15 protein-coding genes and 1 pseudogene are annotated in these 23,320 nt (G+C 60.8%); 6 read left to right on the forward strand and 10 right to left on the reverse strand.

The window, feature by feature from the left end; genetic code table 11:
* The first annotated feature begins 376 nt into the window (after positions 1–376).
* Positions 377–1,702: an NAD(P)/FAD-dependent oxidoreductase gene (locus AC0QUY_RS37580; RefSeq protein WP_161850263.1), complete on the forward strand. Its 1,326-nt coding sequence runs from the start codon at positions 377–379 to the stop codon at positions 1,700–1,702.
* A gap of 115 nt (positions 1,703–1,817) precedes the next feature.
* The gene (locus AC0QUY_RS37585; protein ID WP_161850264.1) at positions 1,818–2,294 is read left to right on the forward strand and encodes an Lrp/AsnC family transcriptional regulator; all 477 of its coding nucleotides are present in this window, start codon (positions 1,818–1,820) and stop codon (positions 2,292–2,294) included.
* Positions 2,295–2,307: 13 nt separating this feature from the next.
* Here AC0QUY_RS37585 and AC0QUY_RS37590 read toward each other — a convergent pair whose 3' ends face one another.
* Positions 2,308–3,684 carry an aminotransferase class III-fold pyridoxal phosphate-dependent enzyme gene (locus tag AC0QUY_RS37590; RefSeq protein WP_475391031.1) on the reverse strand — a complete coding sequence of 459 codons (1,377 nt, stop codon included), beginning with the start codon at positions 3,682–3,684 and terminating at the stop codon, positions 2,308–2,310.
* Positions 3,685–4,025: 341 nt separating this feature from the next.
* Here AC0QUY_RS37590 and AC0QUY_RS37595 point away from each other — a divergent pair, with 341 nt between their 5' ends.
* Complete coding sequence (locus AC0QUY_RS37595; RefSeq protein WP_475391033.1) at positions 4,026–4,715, forward strand: haloacid dehalogenase type II; 690 nt, start codon at positions 4,026–4,028, stop codon at positions 4,713–4,715.
* A gap of 134 nt (positions 4,716–4,849) precedes the next feature.
* On the opposite strand, the gene AC0QUY_RS37600 is transcribed toward AC0QUY_RS37595, so the two are convergent.
* From AC0QUY_RS37600 to AC0QUY_RS37610, 3 genes are all read right to left on the reverse strand, one after another.
* Complete coding sequence (locus tag AC0QUY_RS37600; protein ID WP_475391035.1) at positions 4,850–6,307, reverse strand: NAD-dependent succinate-semialdehyde dehydrogenase; 1,458 nt, start codon at positions 6,305–6,307, stop codon at positions 4,850–4,852.
* A 212-nt stretch (positions 6,308–6,519) separates the two neighbouring features.
* Complete coding sequence (locus AC0QUY_RS37605) at positions 6,520–6,876, reverse strand: cupin domain-containing protein (protein ID WP_475391036.1); 357 nt, start codon at positions 6,874–6,876, stop codon at positions 6,520–6,522.
* Positions 6,877–6,888: 12 nt separating this feature from the next.
* Positions 6,889–7,812, reverse strand: coding sequence for a 2-hydroxyacid dehydrogenase (locus tag AC0QUY_RS37610; protein WP_475391037.1), 924 nt, complete (start codon positions 7,810–7,812; stop codon positions 6,889–6,891).
* Between the two features lie 395 nt (positions 7,813–8,207).
* Between AC0QUY_RS37610 and AC0QUY_RS37615 the strand changes: the two genes are divergently transcribed.
* Both AC0QUY_RS37615 and AC0QUY_RS37620 read left to right on the forward strand, forming a co-directional pair.
* Complete coding sequence (locus AC0QUY_RS37615; protein ID WP_161850270.1) at positions 8,208–9,086, forward strand: GNAT family N-acetyltransferase; 879 nt, start codon at positions 8,208–8,210, stop codon at positions 9,084–9,086.
* Positions 9,087–9,594: 508 nt separating this feature from the next.
* A complete protein-coding gene (locus AC0QUY_RS37620; protein ID WP_475391048.1) occupies positions 9,595–15,099 on the forward strand; it encodes a trifunctional serine/threonine-protein kinase/ATP-binding protein/sensor histidine kinase in 5,505 nt (1,834 codons plus the stop codon).
* 70 nt (positions 15,100–15,169) lie between these two features.
* On the opposite strand, the gene arfA is transcribed toward AC0QUY_RS37620, so the two are convergent.
* The 6 genes from arfA to AC0QUY_RS37650 form a co-directional block, all read right to left on the reverse strand.
* Positions 15,170–16,714: an arabinosylfuranosidase ArfA gene (arfA, locus tag AC0QUY_RS37625; protein WP_475391039.1), complete on the reverse strand. Its 1,545-nt coding sequence runs from the start codon at positions 16,712–16,714 to the stop codon at positions 15,170–15,172.
* On the reverse strand, positions 16,711–17,574 hold the full coding sequence (locus AC0QUY_RS37630; protein ID WP_475391041.1) for an ABC transporter ATP-binding protein: 864 nt from the start codon (positions 17,572–17,574) through the stop codon (positions 16,711–16,713). Before AC0QUY_RS37630 ends, arfA begins: the two co-directional genes overlap by 4 nt.
* Positions 17,571–18,602, reverse strand: coding sequence for an ABC transporter ATP-binding protein (locus tag AC0QUY_RS37635; protein WP_475391042.1), 1,032 nt, complete (start codon positions 18,600–18,602; stop codon positions 17,571–17,573). The genes AC0QUY_RS37630 and AC0QUY_RS37635 overlap by 4 nt, the downstream gene beginning before the upstream one ends.
* Positions 18,602–19,465, reverse strand: coding sequence for an ABC transporter permease (locus AC0QUY_RS37640; protein WP_161850275.1), 864 nt, complete (start codon positions 19,463–19,465; stop codon positions 18,602–18,604). Before AC0QUY_RS37640 ends, AC0QUY_RS37635 begins: the two co-directional genes overlap by 1 nt.
* Positions 19,465–20,469: an ABC transporter permease gene (locus AC0QUY_RS37645; RefSeq protein WP_475391044.1), complete on the reverse strand. Its 1,005-nt coding sequence runs from the start codon at positions 20,467–20,469 to the stop codon at positions 19,465–19,467. Before AC0QUY_RS37645 ends, AC0QUY_RS37640 begins: the two co-directional genes overlap by 1 nt.
* Positions 20,470–20,656: 187 nt before the next feature.
* Positions 20,657–22,558, reverse strand: a complete 1,902-nt coding sequence (locus AC0QUY_RS37650; protein WP_475391046.1) for an ABC transporter substrate-binding protein — start codon at positions 22,556–22,558, stop codon at positions 20,657–20,659.
* 461 nt (positions 22,559–23,019) lie between these two features.
* Here AC0QUY_RS37650 and AC0QUY_RS37655 point away from each other — a divergent pair.
* Positions 23,020–23,320: pseudogene (locus AC0QUY_RS37655) on the forward strand (IS630 family transposase); the annotation flags it as partial.

A 23,320-nucleotide genomic window follows, 5' to 3' on the forward strand; every position in this document is an offset into this window, starting at 1 on the left:
AGTTCGACTCGTCGATTGAGACTTATTCTCCTGAGTTTGACGACTTCAACTAACCTGGAGTCGCCGAATGGCGGCATCCGGGCAGCAGGAACTTCTGAAAACGAAGTCCGATTTGGCATTTCAGTCTGCGTCGCCAGGCCTGTTGGAGGGCGCGATGGACCGGTGTATGCCCCACGCGCGACGGAAGACCGATCCGATTGCGGAGGGTGTGCGTCGGGCTCCAGCGCTGCGAGATGCGGCGCTAGCGAAATATTCTCGCAATAATAGCCTATACCGAAGGCAGCAAACCGCAGGATATTCCGTCCGATCGCGAAAGTCCGCGGGAGCGTGCCGCAATTTCTCGGTTACGATCCAGCAGCAACCGGAGCTCCCCACAATGAGCGCGCCGCTCATGCATATCGAATCCACTCCATCCCTGCCTCAAGAGGCAGACGTCGTCGTCATCGGCGGCGGAGTGGTTGGCGTGTTCACGAGCTACTATCTCGCCCGTCGCGGGCTCAAGATCGCCTTGCTGGAAAAGGGCCGTGTCGCAGCTGAACAGTCCAGCCGCAACTGGGGATGGTGCCGCCAACAGAACCGCGACGCGCGCGAGTTACCGCTTGCGACCAAAAGCCTCGATCTCTGGGAGCGAGTTGCCCAGGAGACCGGCGAGGATACGGGTTTTCGCCGCTGTGGCCTGTTGTATTTGTCGAACGACGAAAATGAGCTGGCCGGCTGGGCAAAGTGGCGAGACTTCGCCAGGACCGCCGGCGTTACGACGCATATGCTGAGCGCGGAAGAGGCGAGCGAGCGAGGCAAGGCGACTGGTCGCAAGTGGAAAGGCGGCGTCTTCTCTCCAACCGATGGGACGGCAGATACTTCAAAGGCCGTACCCATCGCCGCGCTCGCGATCATGGCGGCAGGTGGCACGGTACACCAGCAATGCGCGGCTCGCGGCATAGAGCTCAGCGCCGGCCGAGTCAGCGGAGTGGTGACTGAAGCGGGCACGATTCGGACGAAGACGGTGGTCATGGCAGGAGGCGCATGGGCCTCTTCGTTCTGCAACCAGCTTGGAATTCGCTTCCCACAGGTTTCCGTCCGCTCTTCCATTCTCGCCCTGGCTCCCGGCGCGGCCGGCCTGCCCGATGCCCTGTACGCGGGGCTCGTGTCGCTCACGCGACGTGGCAACGGCGGATACACGCTGGCAATCAGCGGGCGCGCGCGAGTCGACCCCACGCCGCAGCAGTTCAGGTTCGGCCGCGAATTCCTGCCCATGTTCGCCCGCCGGTGGCGAAGTCTCACTCCTGGGGCCTTCGAGGGCTTGCGGCAAGGTCATGAGTCGCTGGCGAAATGGAAGCTCGACGAGGTGACCCCGATGGAGCTGAACCGAACGCTCGATCCTCACCCCGATATGAGGCAGATTCGGCTGACGTATCGACGAGCCAGCAAGCTCGTGCCGGAACTCGGGCACGTCGCAATCTCAAACGTGTGGGCCGGCTACATCGACAGCACGCCAGACGGTATTCCGGCAATCGGTGAAGTTGAGTCGATTCCAGGTTTCATCCTGGCAGCGGGATTCAGCGGCCACGGCTTCGGGATCGGTCCCGGCGCGGGACATATGATCGCCGACATCATTACAGGTAGCGAGCCGATCGTAGACCCCCGCCCTTACAGGCCGGAGCGGCTGAAAATGAGCGCCTGGGGCAAGGTCAGCGAGTTCTAGAAAAGCAGTTTCCGTCCCGGTGGGAAAAGATGCTGGTTGATGCTATGACAACGCGTATGACGCTGAAGGCTCAAGGCATTGACGCCATTTATCGCCCACCTCTCATGGCATTGCTATGAAGCTCGATAAGATCGACATCCGGATTTTATGCGAACTGCAGAAGAACGGGCGGATTTCCAACGTCGAGCTCTCGGAGCTGATAAACCTTTCGCCGAGCCCATGTCTGATGCGCGTCAAGAGGCTCCAGACGGAGGGCTTCATCACCGGCTATTCCGCCCAGATCGACGTGTCCAAGCTCGGGCAAACTCTGACCGTGTTTGCCGAAATCACCCTGAAGAATCATCGGCAGATCGATTTCGCTCGCTTTCTCACGACAATCGAGAAGATCGATTCCGTCGTAGAATGCCATCTCGTTTCGGGTGGGTACGACTATCTGGTAAAATTCATCACCGCAGGGATTAGCGAATACCAGGCGGTCATGGAACGCCTCGTGGAGATGGATATCGGCATCGACAAATACTTCAGCTTTGTCGTGCTGAAATCCCCCATCGTTAAATCACATCTGCCGCTCGAAAGCATCTTCAATAGCTAATGAACAGCAGTGATTATCCTTTCATCGCCGCGCGGACGTCCCTGTCTTCGAGCGTCTGGTCGAGCGTGGTCTTAGTCCGTTCAATGATGCCGTCGATGTCCGTAGCCGTGCAGCAGAGCGGCGGCGCATAGCCCAGCACGCCCTGGGCAAAGGCGCGGATGACGAGGCCGTTGTCCCATGCGCGGTCGAAAATGCGGCGCGCAGGGTCGGCCGCCGCCGGCAGGGGCGTCTTGCGCTCCTTGTCGGTGACAAGCTCGATTGCGGCCAGCATGCCACGACCGCGGACATCGCCGACAAGGGGATGATCGGCCAGCGCGCGAAGACCTTCCATCAGGCGGTGCCCGGCCTTCCGGCCGTTTTCCAGCAAGCCATTTTCGTAAAGGTCAAGGCACGCAAGCCCGACGGCTGCGCTGACAGGATGTGCGGAATAGGTGTAGCCGTGGCCGACGGCCGTCTTGCCGGCACCATTGGCAATCGTGTTGTAGACGCGGTCGGACATCAGGACGGCCCCCATCGGCACATAGCCGGAGGTCAGTCCTTTTGCCGTGGTCATGAGATCCGGCACGACGTCGTCTTCCTCACAGGCGAAGAGCGGACCGACACGGCCGAAGCCGGTAATGACCTCATCGGCAACGAACAGAATATCGTGCTCCTTGCAAACAGCGTGCATTTCTTTCAGCCACGACGGCGGCGGAACGAGGACGCCTCCCGAGCCCTGTATCGGCTCGACATAGAAGGCCGCAACGCGGTCTGCGCCCAGTTCGGCGATCTTGGTCTGCAGGGCCGCGACCGAAGCAGCAATGATAGCCTGGGGATGGGTACCAACCGGATTGCGATAGGCATAGTGCGAGGGAATTTTGTGCTGCCAGCTATATGGTACTCCAAAACCCGTATGAAACGCCGGCAGCGCGGTCAAGCCAGACCCTGCCGTCGACGATCCATGGTAGCCATACTCGACGGAAATGAACTGGTCCTTCTGTGGCCTCCCCTGGGCATGATAATAGTACCGGATGAACCGGATCGTGCTGTCGACGGCATCGGATCCACCCAAAGTGAAGTAGACATGGTTCAGGTCACCGGGCGCCAGTTCAGCCAGCCTTGCGGCCAGCCGGATCGCGGGCTCGGAACCCAACCCGAAATAGCCGGTGGCGTAGGGCAATTCGCGCAACTGCCTCGTAGCCGCTTCGATCAGGCTATCCTGACCGTAACCTGCATTGACACACCACAGACCCGCAAAACCATCGAGCAGTTGACGTCCCGAGACATCGGTCAGCGTCGCGCCCTTGGCCGATTTCAACACGCGCACGCCCGATGCTTCATGGCTGCGATAGGATGCGACCGGATGAATAAGATGCGCACGGTCGAGTTCAATCAGCGAGTTGCTCAACATGTTGTCCTCCGAACCACTCGATTGCGTGTCAGTCACTCCGATGCCTTCGGATCCAAAGTAGGACGCCGAGGACAGAAGTTCCTCCTGAGCTGCATGGGAATGGAGGGAGTTTTGACTTTCATCAACGATCGACCCGGCATCTTATGCGGGTGGTTGAGAAGCGCACGGCATTGACGCTCAAATTCAATACGCGCTGCTCCCAACACTCTGCCAAAGCTGCGATCCGATACAACAGAATCTGCTCCTGTCCGCCGCCACAGCGGCGCTTTATCTTGTTTGCTTCTCGCTACGATGCTTGTCGTACCGATAAGCGGTGCACCAGGATGACAAGGATTCGAGCCATGGCGACGTTTAGACCCAAGTACATCACCTTCGATTGCTACGGTACGCTGACGAATTTTGACATGGCCGGCGCGGCAAGGAGAGTCTATGGCTCCGAGCTCTCGTCGACGGCTATGGCGAAGTTCATCAAGGATTTCTCGGCCTATCGCCTCGACGAGGTTCTCGGCGCTTGGAAGCCCTACCTCGAGGTCGTGCACAACGCGCTAGAGCGCTCCTGCAAGCGCAATGGCGTCGCATTTCGGCCGGAAGATGCCCAGCGCATCTATCAGGAAGTGCCGACATGGGGCCCGCACCCCGACGTTCCGGCAGGCTTGGCCCGGGTTGCAAAGGAGATACCGCTCGTCATCCTGTCAAACTCCATGAAGAGCCTGATCATGTCGAATGTGGAGAAGCTCGGCGCTCCGTTTCACATGGTTATCACGGCGGAGGAGACGGGCGCCTACAAGCCGCAGATGAAGGGCTTCGAGTATATGCTGGACAAGCTGGGCTGCGGCCCGGAAGATATCACCCACGTCTCCTCCTCCTTCCGCTACGACCTGATGACCGCTTACGACCTCGGCATCAAAAGCAAGGTCTGGGTGAACCGGGGTCATGAGCCCGCCAACCCCTTCTATGAATACACCGAGGTCGCTGGCATCGACGGGCTGGCTGCGGCAGTCGGCCTGGAGCCCCTGCGCAAGAGTGCGTGAGCGCAATTTCTCTCAGGTTCTCTCGTCGCGCTTCACTCCTTCGAGAGCTTCAACAGGGATCGATGCGCTGTGAAGGAAAAAGGGGGCGTTCGACCGCCCCCTTTTTTTGTTTCGGCCACTCGTCCAATGGACGCTTATTCCAACCCGCCGACGTGAAGCGTTTTGGTTTCGAGATATTCCTCTATCCCGAGCTGGGAGCCTTCACGTCCCAGTCCCGACTGCTTTACACCGCCGAAAGGCGCGACCTCGGTCGAGATCAGGCCGGTGTTCAGGCCCACCATGCCGAATTCGAGCGCCTCGGCAACACGCCACGACCGCTTCAGGTTCTCCGTGTAGAAATAGGCGGCAAGGCCGAACGGCGTGCCATTTGCGATCGCAATGGCCTCGTCCTCGGTCTTGAATCGAAACAGCGGCGCGACCGGTCCAAACGTCTCCTCTGAAGCCAGGAGCATCTCAGTCGAGGCGTCACCGAGCACGACAGGACGGGCATATTGCCGATCTTCCGGCACCGCTTCACTTTGCGCGATGATCTTCGCGCCCTTGTCCAGCGCGTCCGAGACATGGCGATTGATCTTTTCGATCGCCGAGCCATTGATCATCGGTCCGATTTCGACCCCCTCTTCCGTACCGACGCCGACTTTCATTTTCGCGACCCGGTTGGCGAGCTTCTGTGCGAAGGCGTCGTAAATGCCTGCTTGCACCAGGATGCGATTGCAACAGACGCACGTCTGGCCCCCATTACGAAACTTCGACGCAATCGCGCCCTCGACGGCCCGGTCGACATCGGCATCGTCAAAGACGATGAACGGCGCGTTGCCGCCAAGCTCGAGACTGAGTTTCTTGATATTGTCGGCGGCGCCTTTCATCAGCAGTGCGCCCACGCGGGTCGATCCGGTAAACGAAATCTTGCGAACGGCTTCATTGGCCATCAGCTCCTTGCCGATTTCCGCCGGCATGCCGGTCACGATGTTGATCACGCCCGCGGGAATTCCCGCCCGCTCCGCCAGAACACCGATTGCAAGGGCTGAAAAGGGCGTAAATTCAGAGGGCTTGATGACCACGGTGCAGCCCGCGGCAAGCGCAGGCGCCACTTTGCGCGTAATCATCGCATTCGGGAAATTCCAGGGCGTGATGATCCCGCAGACGCCCACCGGCTCTTTCAGCACCAAAATGCGGCGATCGATAGTGGGTGAAGGGATCGTTGATCCGTTGATCCGCCGCGCCTCTTCCGCAAACCATTTGACGAAGGAGGCTCCATAGCGGATTTCCCCGAGCGATTCAGCAAGCGGCTTGCCCTGCTCCAGCGTCAGCAGAAGCGCCAAATCCTGCTCATGGCGCCGCATGAGCTCATACCAGCGCTCCAACAGCGCTGCACGTTCCCCATGAGCCTTGGCCTTCCAACGCTTGAACGCATCGGCGGCGGCGTTGATTGCTGCCCTGGTCTCGTCAAGCCCCATGTCGGGGATGGTGCCAAGCACTTTCTGACTGGCGGGATCGATGACATCGACGGTGGCTTTCGTACTCGCATCCCGCCAATTGCCACCGATCAGCGCCTGTTGGCGAAACAGTTCTCTGTCCTTCAATGCTATCATGGACTTATTCCTTTGCCTTTGGGCCAAACCCGCCATCGCTGCCTGGATTTGCAATTGGCGAGACAAGGCGGCTCATCCGAGCAATACAGGACCGCACGCCGCATTTTTCATTGAGAATGAATGGTCTGACGGTCGTTCAATCTGGTCAGACGCGGCCTCGAACGTCGATTGTTCTGACGGCTGCCTATTGGGGCCGATCCCGAGCATCGCGCTCAGTCGTAATGGCAGACGTAGATCTTTCGCACGGTCTCGATCGTACGCCAGATCCCGACGAAGCCAGGTTTCATCACAAAGCTGTCGCCGGCGCGGTAAGTCTTCGTCTCACCGCCCTTTTCCTCGATTTCGATAAGACCCGAAATGATGTGGCAGAACTCGTAGGTGGTGCCCTTGATGGAATGGGTCTCGCCGGGCGTAGCTTCCCAGACGCCGGTCAGCACCTTTTCGCCCTTCGAAGCGTCTTGCGCCCAGGTCTTGAATGATGGGTTGCCTGAAATGAGCCGTTCCGCATCGGGCACAGCGTTCTTCGGTGCGAAGTCCGGATTGGTGTCGATGCTGATCAGAAGTGACATGGCATTTTCCTGTTAGTAGCCGAGGGTTCGATCGACAAGGCCGACCGGATTTCTGCCGGCGCGGTGGCGCCGGATGTTTTCTATGACGGCTTCTGCTGCCGTATGCGGTTGCGTCACGGACGCGATATGCGGCGTGATGATCACCTTCGGATGGGACCAGAGTGGATGGCCTTCTGGCAGCGGCTCGGGATCGGTGACGTCAAGCATGGCTGCCGCAAGCTGCCCGCTGTCGAGCGCCTCGATAAGCGCCCGTTGGTCAAGGTGTGGGCCGCGGCCGACATGCAGCAGCCTCGCTCCCACTGGCAAAAGCGAGAAGAGCCTTGCGTTCAGGATGCCGCTCGTTTGCTCCGTCAGGGGAAGAAGACAGACGAGGATATCCGTTCCTTGCAGGAATTTCCCAAGCTGATCTTCGCCATGGAAGCAGGTGACACCCTCAACCACCTGCTTGCTTCGGCTCCACGCGGCAAGGGGAAATCGAAACGGCTTCAGACGATCGATCGCAGCTTGCGCCAGTGTGCCGAGGCCCAGGAAGCCCACGCGCCGGTCGGTCGCTTGGGACGTTGCAAGAGCTTGCCATAGGCCCCTTCTCTGCTGCTCCCGATATGCAAGCATCTCGCGATGAAGCGTCAGCACGCCAAGGACGACGTATTCCTGCATCATGCGTGTTATGCCATCCTCGACCATGCGCACGAGCTTCACGTGGCCGGGTATCGCCTCCGGCCTGAACTGATCAACCCCCGCGCCGAGGGAAAAGAGCACTTCCAGATTACGAAAGCGCGAGACATCGTCTGGCATGTTCCAGGTCAGCAGGTAGCGTACCTTTTCCGGGTCTATACATTCACTAGAATCGTAGAATTCCAGATCCGGAAGCTCGCGCGCAAAGGCCTGGCGAAAAATTGCACCCCGAGCGGTATCGGAATTGAAGAGGAACGCCATCGTATTCCTCTCATGTCCTCGCCGGGGGTGCCGGGCGCTGAATCCCTGCGGCAGCCTGGCAATAGTTGCGTACCCGACGGACCACGGCACGGCTTTGCATACCTCGGGGGGTCGGAAATGCGACGAGGCTTGCACGGAATCCTTCAACGTTCATTGCATTCACCCAACCTGTCCTATCCCCGGATATTCAGAGGTTAACTGCAAGCTGGAGCGTTCCCTGCTGAATTGGGTTGCGCTATAGGCTGAACATTCCGAATACCGGCCACCAAACAGGCGAAACCTGCTGGCCTTCCGCTCTATGCTGCTGCAAAACACGCCTTGTGCGGTAACGCAGCAGAAGATCTACGGAGCGATATGCCGTAGGCTTTGGCATGCTGAAGGAACGGATGATCTGAATGGGACGAACGGTACGTGTGAAGTCCTTTGAACTGGCCGCGAAGGACATCAACGACGTTGATGTGACACTGCTCCACGCGCTCTCGACTGGGGTGGGCTGGCCGCATCGACCCAAGGATTGGGATTTCTTGCGCCGCGCAGGTCATGGCATCGTAGCCGTTGACGGCATAGGACGCGTCTTTGGCAGCGCGATGTGGTTCCCACATGGCCCCGAATTCGCGACCATTGGCTTGGTGATCACATCGCCCCGCACCCAGGCACAAGGCACAGGGCGATGGCTCATGGAGCAGGTGTTCGAGCGGTGTGGCGACCGGAACTTAACCCTCAACTCAACCGATGCTGCCTATCATCTGTATCTTTCGCTGGGCTTCAGGAAGGAAGCGGTTGTGTATCAGTGGCAGGGAGAGGTCGTGTTACCATCCCCACCGGTGCCAGTTCTGGACGGGGAATTGAAGCCTCTGCCAGCCGAGAATGTTGATGAGATTGCAGCATTGGACGAGCGCGCGTTCGGAACTAACCGTCAGAAGCTGCTTGCATTGCTTTCGGATGGTGCGTCAATCTTCGTCCTGAGCCGCGGCGGCGAGACCGTCGGTTATTCCATGAAGCGCGAGTTTGGGCGCGGTCATGTGATCGGTCCCATCGTCGCTAGCAATGATTGTGACGCAATCCATCTTACAGCCGCGCATCTTAAGGAACTCAAGGGACGGTTCGCCCGCGTCGATACGCGGGAGCGGACGGGTCCCTTTGCCGACTTTCTTCAGCAAAGCCGCCTCGGGATGAACGACACCGTCACGACCATGTCCAAGGGCAAGCAATTCCTGAACCGAGAAGATGACAAACCGTGGGTTTACGGATTGGCCGGCCACGCGTTGAGCTGAAGCTGTGAAGCATGGGACGAGAAGGGGTCTGTAGTGATACGCATCCTATTTCCCGTCCGCAGTCAGCAGGAACTAGCTCCACTCCACTCGCAGTCCGCTTTGCTCCCATTTTACGACGGGCATCCGATTGATCCTCAGTGCCCGTCTTCATTCGTATGAAGCTACGCTCAAAGGTGTTACAAAGCTGCAAGCGGACCACTGCTACTGTAGGATACGCAGCCCGTCGCTGCTTCGAGTTTGATTTGCCTTGGCTTGCGACGTAGCAAGTTGACGTAATAGAGCCAAGTGATACGTTTTTGAATGCGCTGGCGATACAGCCAATTGAACCCGGACGGGATAAAGGCGCGCTCGTCCGGTATCTCCTAGCCAGCACGCGCGAATACAGAGATCTGCTGAATACAGAGATCTGCTAACGACGCAATGCCGCAAAGTGGCGGCTTCAAAAGGGGTGACGCGGAGCGACGGACGAGTCTGCTTCGGCTCGGGTCGGCGCGCATGGTTTACCGAGATGATCCCTTGCTCGTTTTTGGGCGCAGGCTGGGCCCATGGTGCGCAGGTCCTGCGTGAAGAGGAAGGCATTCTGCTGTGCCGTGCCTGCCGTGAAAGCGGCGACGACGAGCGCCAGATCGTGCTGGCCGTGCTGCCGGCAGCGGAGCATCCAAATCCGCAGAGCCTTGATCGCCTCACACATGAGTTCGGGTTGATAAACGAGCTGGACGGCGCCTGGGCAGCGAAGCCGCTGGAACTCTTGCAGGATCACACCCGGACCATTCTTGTGCTTGAAGATTTCGGCGGCGAGCTGCTCACCAGGCTGATGGACGCGCCAATGGAGATGGGGAACTTCCTGCGCGTCGCCGTCCAGATCGCAGCAGCGTTGGGTAAGGTCCATCAGCGCGGTCTTGTGCACAAGGACATCAAACCTGCCAACATCCTGGTGAATCGCACCCAGACGAGCGTGCGGCTCACCGGCTTCGGCGTTGCGTCGCGCCGGCCGCGTGAACGACAGTCTCCGGCGCCTCCCGAATCCATCGCGGGGACGCTTGCCTATATGGCGCCAGAGCAGACCGGGCGCATGAACCGCTCGATCGACTCCCGCAGCGACCTGTATTCGCTCGGCATCACGCTCTACCAGATGCTCACCGGCTCGCTTCCCTTCACCGCGACCGATCCGATGGAGTGGGTGCACTGCCACATCGCCAGAAAGCCGGCACCGCCATGCGATAAGTTTGAAGACATCCCACTCGTGGTTTCGCGAATTCTCATGAAGCTGCTCGCCAAGATGGCCGAGGAACGCTACCAAACCGCGGCCGGCGTCGAGCGGGACCTGCGGCGCTGTCTTGCAGAGTGGGAGCGTCAGCACCGCATCGACGATTTCCCGCTCGGACAGCACGATGCCCCCGACCGGCTGCTGATTCCCGAAAAGCTGTACGGGAGGTCGCACCAAGTCGAGACCTTGCTCGCCTGTTTCGGCCGCATCGTCGAGAGCAGCGTGCCGGAATTGGTGCTGGTCTCGGGATATTCTGGCATCGGCAAATCCTCGGTCGTCAATGAACTGCACAAGATGCAGGTCCCCTCTGGCGGCCTTTTTGCATCAGGCAAATTCGACCAGCACAAACGCGATATCCCGTATGCTACGCTCGCGCAGGCGTTCCAGAGCCTCGTTCGACCGCTACTTGGTAAAAGCGATGCGGAGCTGAGCAGGTGGCGCCGCGACTTTCTGACGGCGCTTGGCCCCAATGCACAGCTGATGGTCGACCTGATCCCCGAGCTCGAGCTCATTGTCGGCCAACAACCGCCGGTTTCGGAGCTTCCACCACAGCAGGCGCAAAGCCGTTTTCAGGAGGTGTTGAAGCGGTTCATCGACGTCTTTGCCTGCCCCGCGCATCCGCTGGTGCTGTTCCTCGACGATCTGCAATGGCTCGACGCGGCGACGCTCGACCTGCTTAAGGATCTTTTGACGCGGGCGGATCTGAAGCACCTCATGGTGATCGGCGCCTATCGGGACAACGAGGTCGACCTCTCTCATCCCCTGACGCGCATGCTCGACGTCATCAACACCGCGGGTGGAGCGGTCACGCAGATCACGCTTGCGCCGCTCGGCAGGGAGGACCTCGGGCAGTTGCTCGCGGACGCGCTTCGCTGCGCGCCGGAGCAGGCGGCGCCGTTCACGCAGATGGTGCTCGAGAAGACCGGCGGCAATCCGTTCTTCGCCATTCAGTTCATGTTCTCGCTCGCTGAAGAGGGACTGCTCGCCTTCGACCACGACACGGCCTGCTGGTCCTGGGATCTCGATCGTATTCACGCCAAGCGATACACCGACAACGTCGTGGACCTCATGCTCGGAAAGCTCACCCGCCTTCCGGCCGCGACGCAGACCGCCGTGCAGCAAATGGCCTGCCTCGGCAACATCGCCGAGACGGCGATGCTTTCGATCGTGCTTGGAATTCCGGAGGAGCAGCTCCATGCCACTCTGTGGCCGTCCGTTCATCAGGAATTTGTCGAGCCGCAGCCAGGTGCTTATCGGTTCGTTCACGACCGTTTCCAGGAGGCGGCTTATGCGCTGATTCCCGAGCACGAACGGCCGGCAGCCCATCTGCGGATCGGCCGACTACTCGCGGCGCGGACAGCACCGGAAGCCCTTGAGGAAAAGGTCTTCCAAATCGCGAGCCAGCTCAATCGCGGCGCTGCCTTGATTACCGAGGCGGAAGAGCGGGAGAAGTTGGCTGAGCTGAACCTGTTGGCCGGCCGGCGCGCCAAGGCGGCAACGGCTTTCGCCATGGCGCTCGCCCACTTCAGCGCCGGAGACGCGATGCTGTCGAAGGACCGTTGGGAGCGGCATTACACGCTCAGCTTCGAGCTGGCCTTGCAACGTGCGGAGTGCGAATTCGTGACCGGCGAGCACGCCGCCGCCAAAGCCCGCCTTGCCGAACTGGCGGGCCGTGCCGCTAGCCTTCCCGACTTGGCCGCCGTCACCCGACTGCAGATGGAACCAAATGACCGCGACATCGAAATCGGCCTCGCTTATCTGCGCCGTGTCGGCATCGCCTGGCCGACGCAGCCGACATCGCAGGAGGTCGCGCGGGAGTATGAGCGCATGTGGAGGCACATCGGTGGGCGCGCGATCGAGGCGCTGCTGGATCTGCCCCGGATGACCGATCCGATCGCACGCGGCACCATGGACGTCCTTACCGTGCTGGTGTCGCCCGCATGGTTCATCGACGAGAACCTGCGCCGCCTCATCATCGCGCGCATGACGAACTTAAGCCTGGAGTTCGGCAACTCCGATGCGTCGTGCCTCGCCTATATCCTACTCGGCACCGTGCTTGGGCCTGACTTTCACGACTACGAGGCGGGCTACCGCTTCACCCAGCTCGGCCTTGACCTGGTCGAAAGATACGGATTGGACCGCTTCAAGTCGCGCGTCTATCTCGGCTTCGGCAGCTGGACACGCCATGTCCGGACAGGGCGGCCGCTGCTGCGGCGGGCCTTCGACGCGGCGCAGCAGGACGGCGACTTCAACTATGCGAGCTTTAGCCGCCACCACCTCATGACGCATCTTCTTGCCTGCGGCGATCCGCTCGCCGAGGTGCAGCGGGAGGCCGAGGCCGGCATCGACTTCGCGCGCCGGGCGCGCGTTGACCTTGCCGTCGCCAGGATCATCGGGCAGCTCCAACTGGTCCGGATGCTGCGCGGCCTGACGGCCAAATTCGGTAGCTTCGATGACGACGATTTCAGCGAGGCGGAGTTCGAGCGACGTCTGGAGTCGGAGCCGCAGCTGGTGCATGCCGGCTACTGGTACTGGATCCGCAAGCTGCAGGCGCGCGTCCTTGCCGACGATCCGACCGCCATCGCGGCAGCGGCGAAGGCGGAAGGGCTGCTGTGGACGTCGAAGGCGCTGTTCGAGCGGGTGGAGCTGCATTTCTATGCCGCGCTGGCACAGGCGGCGCACAGCGATTCAGCTTGCGCCGAGGAGCGCGCCCTGCGTCTCGAAGCCATGGCACCCCATCACGATCAACTTCAGCAATGGACCCGCATCTGCCCGGGGGACTTCGCGGACCGTGCGGCGCTCGTGGAGGCGGAGATCGCCCGCATCGCAGGCCGCGAGCTCGATGCGATGCGTTGCTACGATCGGGCCATCGCCGCAGCGCGCACGAGCGGCTTTTTCCATAACGAGGCAGTTGCCAACGAGCTCGCCGGACGGTTCTATGCAGCGCAAGGGTTCGAAAAGATCGCGAATGCCTATCTGCGCGACGCGCACTACGGATATCTCCGCTGGGGTGCCGATGCCAAGGTGGCGCAACTCGAGCGACTTTACCCGCGACTGCATGTGGTGGAAGACGACAGCGCCGTCGCGAAGGCGAGCGGCCCGGTCCCGCAACCGGACGTCACTGCTGTCGTCAGGGCGTCGCAGGCCGTATCGAGCGAGATCGAGCTACCGAGGCTCATCGAGTCATTGATGAAGATCGCGCTGCAGAATGCAGGCGCGGATCGCGGCCTGCTGATCCTGTCACGCCAGGACGACTTCCGGATCGAGGCGGAGGGCCAGTCGAGCGGCGATGAGTTCACGATCGCGATGCGCGAGGCGCCCGTCTCTGGTCCCGATTGTCCGGAGGCGCTGCTGCGCTATGTCATTCGCACGCAAAAGCCCGTCATCATCGATGACGCGTCGCGGCCCGATCCGCTCTGCGACGCAGGCTATATGAGTCGCCGGCACCCCAGATCAATCATGTGCCTCCCACTGATCAAGCAGGCCAAGCTGATCGGGTTGCTCTATTTCGAGAATAGCCTGACCACGCACGCTTTCACTCCCGACCGTGTCGCGGTGCTGGAAATGCTGGCAGCTCAAGCCGCGATTTCGCTTGAGAACACCCTGCTCTACCGCGATCTGCAGGAACGCGAGGCGCGCATTCGACGACTCGTCGATTCCAACATCATTGGGATCCTGTTCTGGGATGCAGACGGTAACATCAGCTACGCCAACCAGGCCTTCCTGACCATGACCGGCTACTCCAGGGAGGAATTGGTGTCCGGAGCGGCCAGCTGGAAGGAGATGACTCCGGCGGAATACGAAATTGGCGACGTACAGCGGATTGATCAACTTCGTCTGTCGGGAGAGGTTGCGCCCCGCGAGAAGGAGTTCCTCAGAAAGGACGGCAGCCGAATTCCCGTGCTGGTCGGCTCAGCCGCGATGGCGGGTTCTCCTGATCAAAACGTCTCCTTCGTGCTCGATCTGACAGAACGCAAGCGGGCGGAAGCTGAAGCGCGCGAGAGCGAGCGGCGCTATCAGGAAATGCAGCTTGAGCTGGCGCACGCGAACCGGGTCGCAACCATGGGTCAGCTCACCTCTTCGATCGCCCATGAGGTCAGCCAGCCTATCAGCGCTGTTGCCATCAGCGCCAGCGCGGCCTTGAACTGGCTCCGCCGGAATCCGCCTGATCTCGAAGAAGCGCGAACATCATTAGAGGCTATCGTCAAGGACGCGTATCGCAGCGGCGAAGTGATTAGCCGACTTCGCGCACTCTTCAAGAAGGCGCCGCCGCGCAAGGAGCACCTCGATCTCAACGAGGCGATCGATGAGGTGATTGTTCTGACCGGTGGCGAGGCACTCAAAAACGGGATTTCGGTGAAGACGCAACTTGCGGACGGTTTGCCGCTCATCGAGGGCGATCGTGTGCAGCTACAACAGGTTTTGCTCAACCTCGTTGTCAACGCGATCCAGGCAATGGCCACGATCGCTGACAGGGCGCGAGACCTGCTCATTACCACCGCCTCGGTCGGATCGGACTCCGTGCTCGTCCGGGTTGCTGATTCCGGGCCCGGCCTCGATCCACAGATGCTCACGCATGTTTTCGATCCATATTTCACCACCAAGCCTCACGGCCTGGGCATGGGCTTGGCGATCTGTCGTTCCATTATCGAGGCCCACAACGGACGCTTGTGGGCGAGCGCCAATGAGCCCAGCGGCGCCGTCTTTCAGTTCACGTTGCCAGCGGATCCTGGCGGCGGACTCTGACCAGGCTCGGATGCGCAAGCACACTGCCCAAAACCACAAGCCGACCTGATGGACCGACTGTGATCTGCTTTCAGTTCGCCGACAGATGGACCACATTCCATGAGGCCGGCTTCAACGTCACTTGCATCCGCGTCCCATCGATGGTGACGCCCAGCAACGGCGCGGGCTTCACCCGCTCCGGCACGTCCCTGGTATTTGTCGCCTGCAAATTGTCGTGGCGCAATTCAAGCGCCTCGCTCATGGCGAGCGGGCCAAAGCTCCGCGCCTCGAGGTTCACCTCTATCTCCTGCGTCAGGTCGCGGTTGAGCATGAAGAGGGAAAGACTCCCGGCTCCTCCCGCAACGGCCGCGATCTTGAGATACGGCACGTTCGGCACCGGAAAGGTGAAGTCGTGGATACCACGCGGATCGTAATAGGACGAATCGTAGCTCTCCGACTCGACCTGGGTCCGCAGAACCTTGCCGCGGCCAAGACGGCTCATTTGCGCGAACGGAAAGAAGATGGTCTGGCGCCAGGCGCGGCCGCCGGTCTCGGTCATGATCGGCGCGATCGCGTTGACGAGCTGCGCAAGACAGGCCGTTCTCACCCGATCGGCGTGATTGAGCAGCGAAATGCAGGCGCCGCCGAAGGCGAGCGCATCCTCCATCGTGTAGACTTCCTCCAGGATCGGCGGCGCCACCGGCCACCCCTCCTTGACCCTGTCGGCCCGGTTGCGGCGGGTCCGATACCAGACATTCCATTCATCGAAACTCAGCATCATGCGCTTGGTGGAGTGCCTCTTCGCCGCCACCGCGTCGGCGAGCGCGACAACCTCTTCGATGAAGCGGTCCATCAGGTCGGGGCTGGCGAGGAACGATGCCGTGTCCTGCCTGTAGTTATTGAGATAGGTATGAAGCGAAATAAACTCGGCATGATCGAAGGTGTGCTGGATCACGGTGTCTTCCCACTGGCCGAAGGACGGCATATTTCGCCCGGACGAACCGCACGCCGCAAGCTCGATGGTTGGATCGACCCACCGCATCATCTTGGCGGCTTCGCGCGCCACCGCGGCATAGGCTTCGGCGCTCTTGTGCTCCATTTGCCATGGGCCGTCCATTTCGTTGCCAAGGCACCAGAACCTTACATTGTGTGGCTTCTCCCAGCCATGGGCGCGGCGCAGATCCGACCACACTGACCCGCCCGGATGATTGCAGTACTCGACCAGGTTGCGCGCCGCGTCCCCGCCCCTGGTGCCGAGGTTAACCGCCATCATCGGCTCGACCCCGGCGGCCTTGCACCAGTCCATGAATTCATTGGTGCCGAAGCTGTTGGGTTCGGTGCTGAACCACGCAAGGTCGAGCCGCGCTGGGCGTTTGTCCACCGGCCCGACGCCGTCTTCCCAATTGTACCCGGAAACGAAATTGCCGCCGGGATATCGGATGATGGTGGGGCCGAGCTCCCTGACCAGCGCCAGCACATCGCCGCGAAACCCGTTTTTGTCCGCCGTTGGATGACCAGGTTCGTAGATGCCGCCATAGACGCAGCGTCCCAGGTGCTCGATGAAGGCGCCGAACAAACGCGGGTCGGTATGGCCGATGGCAAAATCGCGATCCATCAGCACGTTTGCTCTTCTCATGTTCGCCTCTCGGATGCGCGGTCGCTGGTGAGATTGCTCATACGGACGGAATTGTCTGTCGCGACTTCAGCCAACAGCGCGGCTTCGCGCAACTGACGGGAATAGGGATGCTGCGGCGCATTCAACACCGTTCTCGCATCACCGCTTTCGACGACGCTGCCATTCTGCATGATCATGATGCGGTCGCTGGCATAATATGCCGTCGCCAGATCATGGGTGACATAGATGATGGAGATGTCGAGATCGTCACGCAACGTCTTGAACAGGTTGACGATGGATATGCGCAAGGACGCATCGATCATGGACACCGGCTCGTCGGCCACGATCAGCTTGGGGTTTGCCAGCAGCGCACGAGCGATCGCGACCCGCTGGAGCTGTCCGCCGGAGAGCTCGTGTGGGTATCGATGGCTAACTTCCTCCAGCGACAGTCCTACCTTGTGCAGCGCATCGTCAACGGCCGTCCGGGACGTGACCCGCCGATCGGCCGCGATGAAGCGGCGCTGTGTCATGAACAGATAGCGATCGAGCCGCTTCAGCGGATTGAAGGATTCGAACGGATTCTGGAAGATCGGCTGCGCCTTGTGCATGAAGGCCAGCCGCTGGGCTCCAGTGCGGATTGTCGCAAGGTCGACGCCGTCGAACAACAATTTGCCGCTGGTCGGCGTCTCGATATTCAGGATCATCCGCGAGAGCGTGGTCTTGCCACTTCCGGACTCACCGATGATTGCAAATATCTCTGGCCGCCCTGCGTCGAGCTGGAAGCTCACGTCCTTGACGGCAGCAATCCGCTGGCCCGACAGCAGTCCTCCCCGGGTGAAGGTCTTGCTGACCTGGCAAACATCAAGCAGCAGGTCGCTCATGCCTCATCACTCCGGTTGACAGCAAAGCAGGCGACGCGATGCGCGGGTGTGGTCTTCAGCGTCGCGGGGACCTTGTGCCTGCAAACCTCCATCGCCAGCGGGCAGCGCGGATGGAAGCGGCACCCCGGAGGCGGATCGGAGAGACTTGGCGGGCTGCCTTCAAGTCCCTCGCGGGGAACGTTATCGCCGATGCGAGGCAGGCTGGAAACGAGATGCCTGGTGTAAGGGTGCAGCGGGTTGCGGAAGATCTCTGCTGTTGTGGCCTCCTCGATCAGGCGGCCGGCATACATGATGCCGAGGCGGTCGGTCACATGCGCGTGGACGCCCAGATCATGGGTGACCAACACGACCGATGAGCCCATCTCGCGCCGAATGCCGCTGATCATGCCAAGCACTTCCTTCTGCACCACGACGTCGAGCGCGGTGGTGGGTTCGTCGGCTAGGATGACTTCAGGGCGGCAGATGGTGGCGAGCGCAATGGTGGTACGTTGACGCATGCCGCCGGACAGCTCATGCGGGTAGGCCGCCAGCACCGACGGGTCAAGCTTGAGGCGCGCCAGATGGGCGACCACCTGCTGTTCGAATTGCTTGCGGCTCACGCCGATATGCGGATATGCGAAGTCGACGAAGGCCGCCCGCAGCCGACGCAGCGGATTCAGCACGTTCATCGAGCCTTGCGTGATGTAGGACAAATGTCGCCAACGGATCCGCGCCACTTCCGCGGCCGGCGCGCGGTGCAGTCCGCCATAGCCAGGCAGGAAAGCGAATTCCACCCGGCCGCCGACCACCTCCAGTGGTGGCCTGACTGCCCCCGCGATCGTCTTGATCAGCGTGGTCTTGCCGGAACTGGATTCGCCGGCGATTCCGTAGATCTCGCCGCGGCGGAGCGCGAAACTGATGCCGTCGACAGCCTTGACGTCGCGCTTGACACCAAAGCGATCGGTCCGGAAATAGGCCCGCAGGTCGCGCACCGACAGGATCGGCTGCGCGACGTCGCCCTGCTGCGCCTGCGTCGTCTCGGCCGGCATCACGTGGCCCCTCCGAAGCTGCGGTGACGGTTGCGCGGATCGATATAGTCGTTCATCGACACCGCCAGCAGGAACAGCCCGATGAAGGTCATGATCACCGCGATCGTCGGAAACGCGATCCACCACCAGACTCCCGCCACCATTGCGGTGTGCTGGTTGGCCCAATAAATCATGCCGCCGATCGTCGGCGTGTTGATATCGGTGAAGCCCAGCACCGCCAGCGTCACCTCCAGCCCGATTGACCATACCATGTTGTTCATGGTCGTCGAGAAGACGATCGGCATCACATAGGGCAAGTGCTCCTGAACCAGGATCTCGCGCGTGCTCATGCCGGAGAACAGGCTGCTCTGAGTGAATTCGCGGGCCTTCAGGCTCATGGCCACCGAGCGGATCAGCCGCGCGTCATAGGCCCAGCCGAGGCCGGCCATGATCAGGGCCAGCAGCAGCCAGGACATGCGGTCACGCATCACGAAATAGAACAGCACCAGGATCGGCAACAGCGGGATGACGATGAAGGTATCGTTCACCGCCATCAGCGCCCGATCAATCCAGCCGCCCTTGTAGCCGCTGAGCAGCCCGATCGCGAGCGCCAGCAGGCGGCTGATCAATGCCACGGTGCATCCGAACAGCAGGGTATTGCGAATGGCAAAGGTCAGCTGCCAGAACACGTCCTGGCCGCGCGACGTGGTGCCGAACCAGTAGATCAGCGACGGCGGCACATCCGGCGGCACCAGATAGACATCCTGCGGGGGATAGGGCGAGAAGCTCGCCAGCACCGACAGCAGCAGCACGACGGCGATCAGCACGGCGCCGATCCGAAATTCGGCGTGGTAACGCCAGAGGTCACGCAGGATCACGACCATCAGCTGACCTTCACCCTGGGATCGAGCAGCGGATACAGAAGATCGATAACGAGCACACCGGCGGAAACCCCGAGGATGGAAACGGTGGTCACGCCGAGCACGAGCCCGTAGTCCCCCGCATAGACCGCGTCGACCAGCAGCGAACCGACACCGGGATAGCCGAATACCTTTTCGGTGATCACCGCACCGTTGAAGATTCCACCGAGCGAGATGGCGAGCCCGGTCAGCTGCGGCGGCAGCGCGTTGCGCATCACATAGGCTGACAGGACGCGCCAGGATCTGACGCCCGCCAGTTCGGCATAGACAACATAATCCTCGGTCACGATGTTGGACACCAGCGCGCGCATCCCGAGAAACCAGCTGCCCACACCGATCAGGATCAGCGAGAGCGCGGGCAGGATAGCGTGCTGCAGCACGCTGCTGACGAAGTCGAACGTCAATGTCTGCGGCAGGTTCATCGCCGAACCGCCGGTGATCGGCAGCACGGGCCAGAGGAAGCCGAACACGATCAGCAGCACGAGCGCCAGAATGTAGTAAGGGATCGGGTGCAGCCCCATTGCGATCACGCCCATCAGCTTCAGCCCGCGGCTTTTCTGATAGTAGCCGGCAAGTCCGCCGAGCAGGCTGCCGAGCCCCCAGGCGACGATAGTGGAGACCGCGAGCAGTCCGGCGGTCCAGGGTAGTGCACGGCCAATTAACGTCGCGACGGGCGTTGGAAACGCCGACATCGAGGGACCGAAGTCGGCGCGCAGGATCCGTTTCCAGAACGCCAGATATTGCTGGGCGGGCGAGCCGCCGAGTCCGTAGAGCTCGCGCAGCGAGGTGCGCATCTGCTCGATCGCATCCGGAGCCGTGTTGCCATAGGAGGTGACCGCCGAGATCGACTGTTCGACGGGATCGATCGGCGTGGAATGGGTTATCACATAAGCGAGATTGATGCCGATGAAGACCACGAGCACGAACTGCGCCAGCCGCCGGGCAACATACGCGACATATCCGCTCATCGATGCTCCCAGGATGCCGGACCGAGGGATTCGGACAGACGCGACCGGCCGTCCGATTGATACCGTCGCCGCCTCCTCTTCACGTCCTAAAGCGCAATGAGATTGGGTTGAATCGTCAATGCGCTTTAGCTCCTTGTTTGGGCATGATCTTTTCGGAAAACCGCTTCACACTTTTCCGGATCATGCCTTAGCCGGCCGGCTTGAGCTTAACGAGCATATAACGCGAATTGCCCCAGTTCGGCACCGGATTGGTGTAGGGGTTTTCCGACGTCGGAAATCCCGTCCAATAGGTCTGGTCCATCGCGGTGAAAACGTTGTACGCCATCAACGGAATGGTTGGCATCTCTTTCACCGCGAGCTTAATGTAGTCCTTGCCAAGCTCGATCGACTTCGGATCATCAAAGCCCACCATCCGGATGCTCTCGATGATCTTGTCGAGCGCGCGATTCGACCAGCGCTGCCAGTTGCGCAGTGGCTGCGATTTGCCGGGCTCCGCCACGAACTGCGAATGCCAACTGTCGAGGAAGTAGGACAGGTCGGGGTGGCCGCCCCAGGTTTCGACGCTCCAGCCGATGAATGTGTCGAAATCGCCGGCCGCCCGCCGCGTCGGCAGCGTCCCCTGCGCCACATCGATCCGTGCGTCGATGCCGGCCTGTTTCCATAACTGCACGATCATGGTCCCGGCCCGCGTCATCACCGGGCGCAGGTCGCCTTCCACCATGACGCGGATAGTGAACGGCCTGCCGTCCGGCATGGTCCAGGCGCCGCCGCGTTTGCTGAAGCCGGCCTTCTCCAGAAGCTCCTGCGCGGCCTGCGGATCGACCTTCCACCAGCCCATGCCGAAAGCACGGGCGATCTCCGCGGGATTGGACGGAATCTGCTCGCCCATCGAAGGTCGCAGCATGTCGGCGATCTGCTTGCCGATCGTCGGATCGTACGGCTTGATCTTGCGCTTGCCGGTGTCGATCTCGAATGCCTTCAGCCATTCTTCCATCGGCTGATGATACGTTGCCGGATGGGCGCCGGTCGGCGGCACGCCGATCGCCGATATGGTGGCGGCGCCGCGATAGGCTGCCATCGACACCGCCTTGATGTCGATCAGAAGCGCCAACGCCCATCGCACGTCAGGGTTCTTGAACAACTCGTTCTGGGTATTGAAGATCACCGCCGGCAGCGTCGGATCGGGATGGCCATAAGGGAAACCCTTGAACCAGGCCCGCGTCATCTTGCTTTGCTTGGCGAGAGCAAACATGCCCTCGGGCGCGATGTCGTGGATCACATCGAGCTCATGGTTGAGCTGCGCAATGACCCGCTTGTCCGGCGGGCCGGGATCGATGTAGGCGAGAAATTTCGGTCCAGGCTTGCCGTAGCGCCCGAGCGTGGTGCGCTGCCAATCGTCGCGCAATTGCCAGCTGTACCATTTGCCGTCGGGGTCGTAGCTGTTCAGCACATAGGCGCCGAGCGAAACCGGCTTGTTGAAATCGAACTTGACTGGATCGTCCACCTTCTCGAAAACATGCTTGGGTAGGATCCACACCGCCCCCCAGCGCACCGTGAAGTTGGCGTGAAAGCGTGAGTTTGGCTTCTTGAGCTTGAACTCCACCGTATAGGGATCCGGCGCCTCGACGGACGCCACGTTGCTCGCGAGCACCGCGCTGAAGCGCATCCCCGGATGCTTGATCTGGGTCATCACCGTCGCGACGACGTCATCTGCGGTGAACTCGATGCCGTCGCTCCAGAAGATGCCCCTGCGAAGCTTCGCCGTCATCGCGGTGAAATCGGCATTGTACTGCGGCTTGTCGGCGGCGAGCGAGTTGTCCCAGACGCCTTCGAGACCGCTTTCAGGGTCGATGTACCAGAGCGTATCGAGGGCAACCTGCTGCAGCCCGTTCGACTGGGATCCTGCATTGATAGCCCAGATGTTGAACCATCCGGCGTTCTTGACGGTCCCTTCCGGGTTTTCAAGGATCAGCAGTTCCTTCCGGGGAATGTTTCGCGAAGTGCCCTGCGCATGGCCTGAATTCGCTAACAGGAATGGCAGCGCCACGAGAGCGCACGCAACCAGCAGAAATGCACGAAAACAGCGCATCATCTTCCTCACGGGTGCAGTTGGCTCGACGCTTGTGCGACGAATGCTAGAGGCGTCAAAAAAGAGTAACAATAGAAATCTTGGACCAGAGGCGAAGATCGGTTCCCCGTTTACGCGCACATGTCTGGGCTGCTCGGGAGATAACTCTGTGCCAGAGCCTACAGTCGGCTATGAAGGCAGCCAGGAACAGAGCGCGCACCTCGGTAGAATACGTTTCAGAACAGCCGTCGTGCGAAAAAATCCACTGAATCGCAAGCGCATTCAGCATGGAATTAAGCCACCGCCCGGTACAGTTGGTTCGGTCAGGCGCCGGATGGAGAGCGCCCGTGAGCTGCCCCGGACGCCATGCGCTGAGGGGCGAGTGCCGCAGGAGAACTGCAGGTGGAGGTGACCGAGTGTCTCGACCGGTTGGTCGCATTTCAGTCGATCGTCGGTACCTGCAACCGCGCAATCGTCAACTGCTCGTTGCCGAGCTTGCCGGACGCGGCCTGAAGGTCGACTACCACTCGGTATGGGACTTCGTGCATGCCGAGAAGCTCAGCTTCAAAAAAAGCGTGGTGGCTGGCGAACGCGATCGTCCCGACGTGGCGCGTCGGCGCGCCCAGTGGACAAAGTAACAAGGTCGCGTCAAAGCCGAACGGCTGGTCTTCATCGACGAGACCTGGACCCGGACTGATATGGCTCCCTTGCGGGGATGGGCGCCACGCGGGCAAAGGCTTCCCGCCAAGGTTCCTCACGGCCGCTGGAAGACCATGACCTTCC

The sequence above is a fragment of the Bradyrhizobium sp. WYCCWR15520 genome (assembly GCF_056174665.1).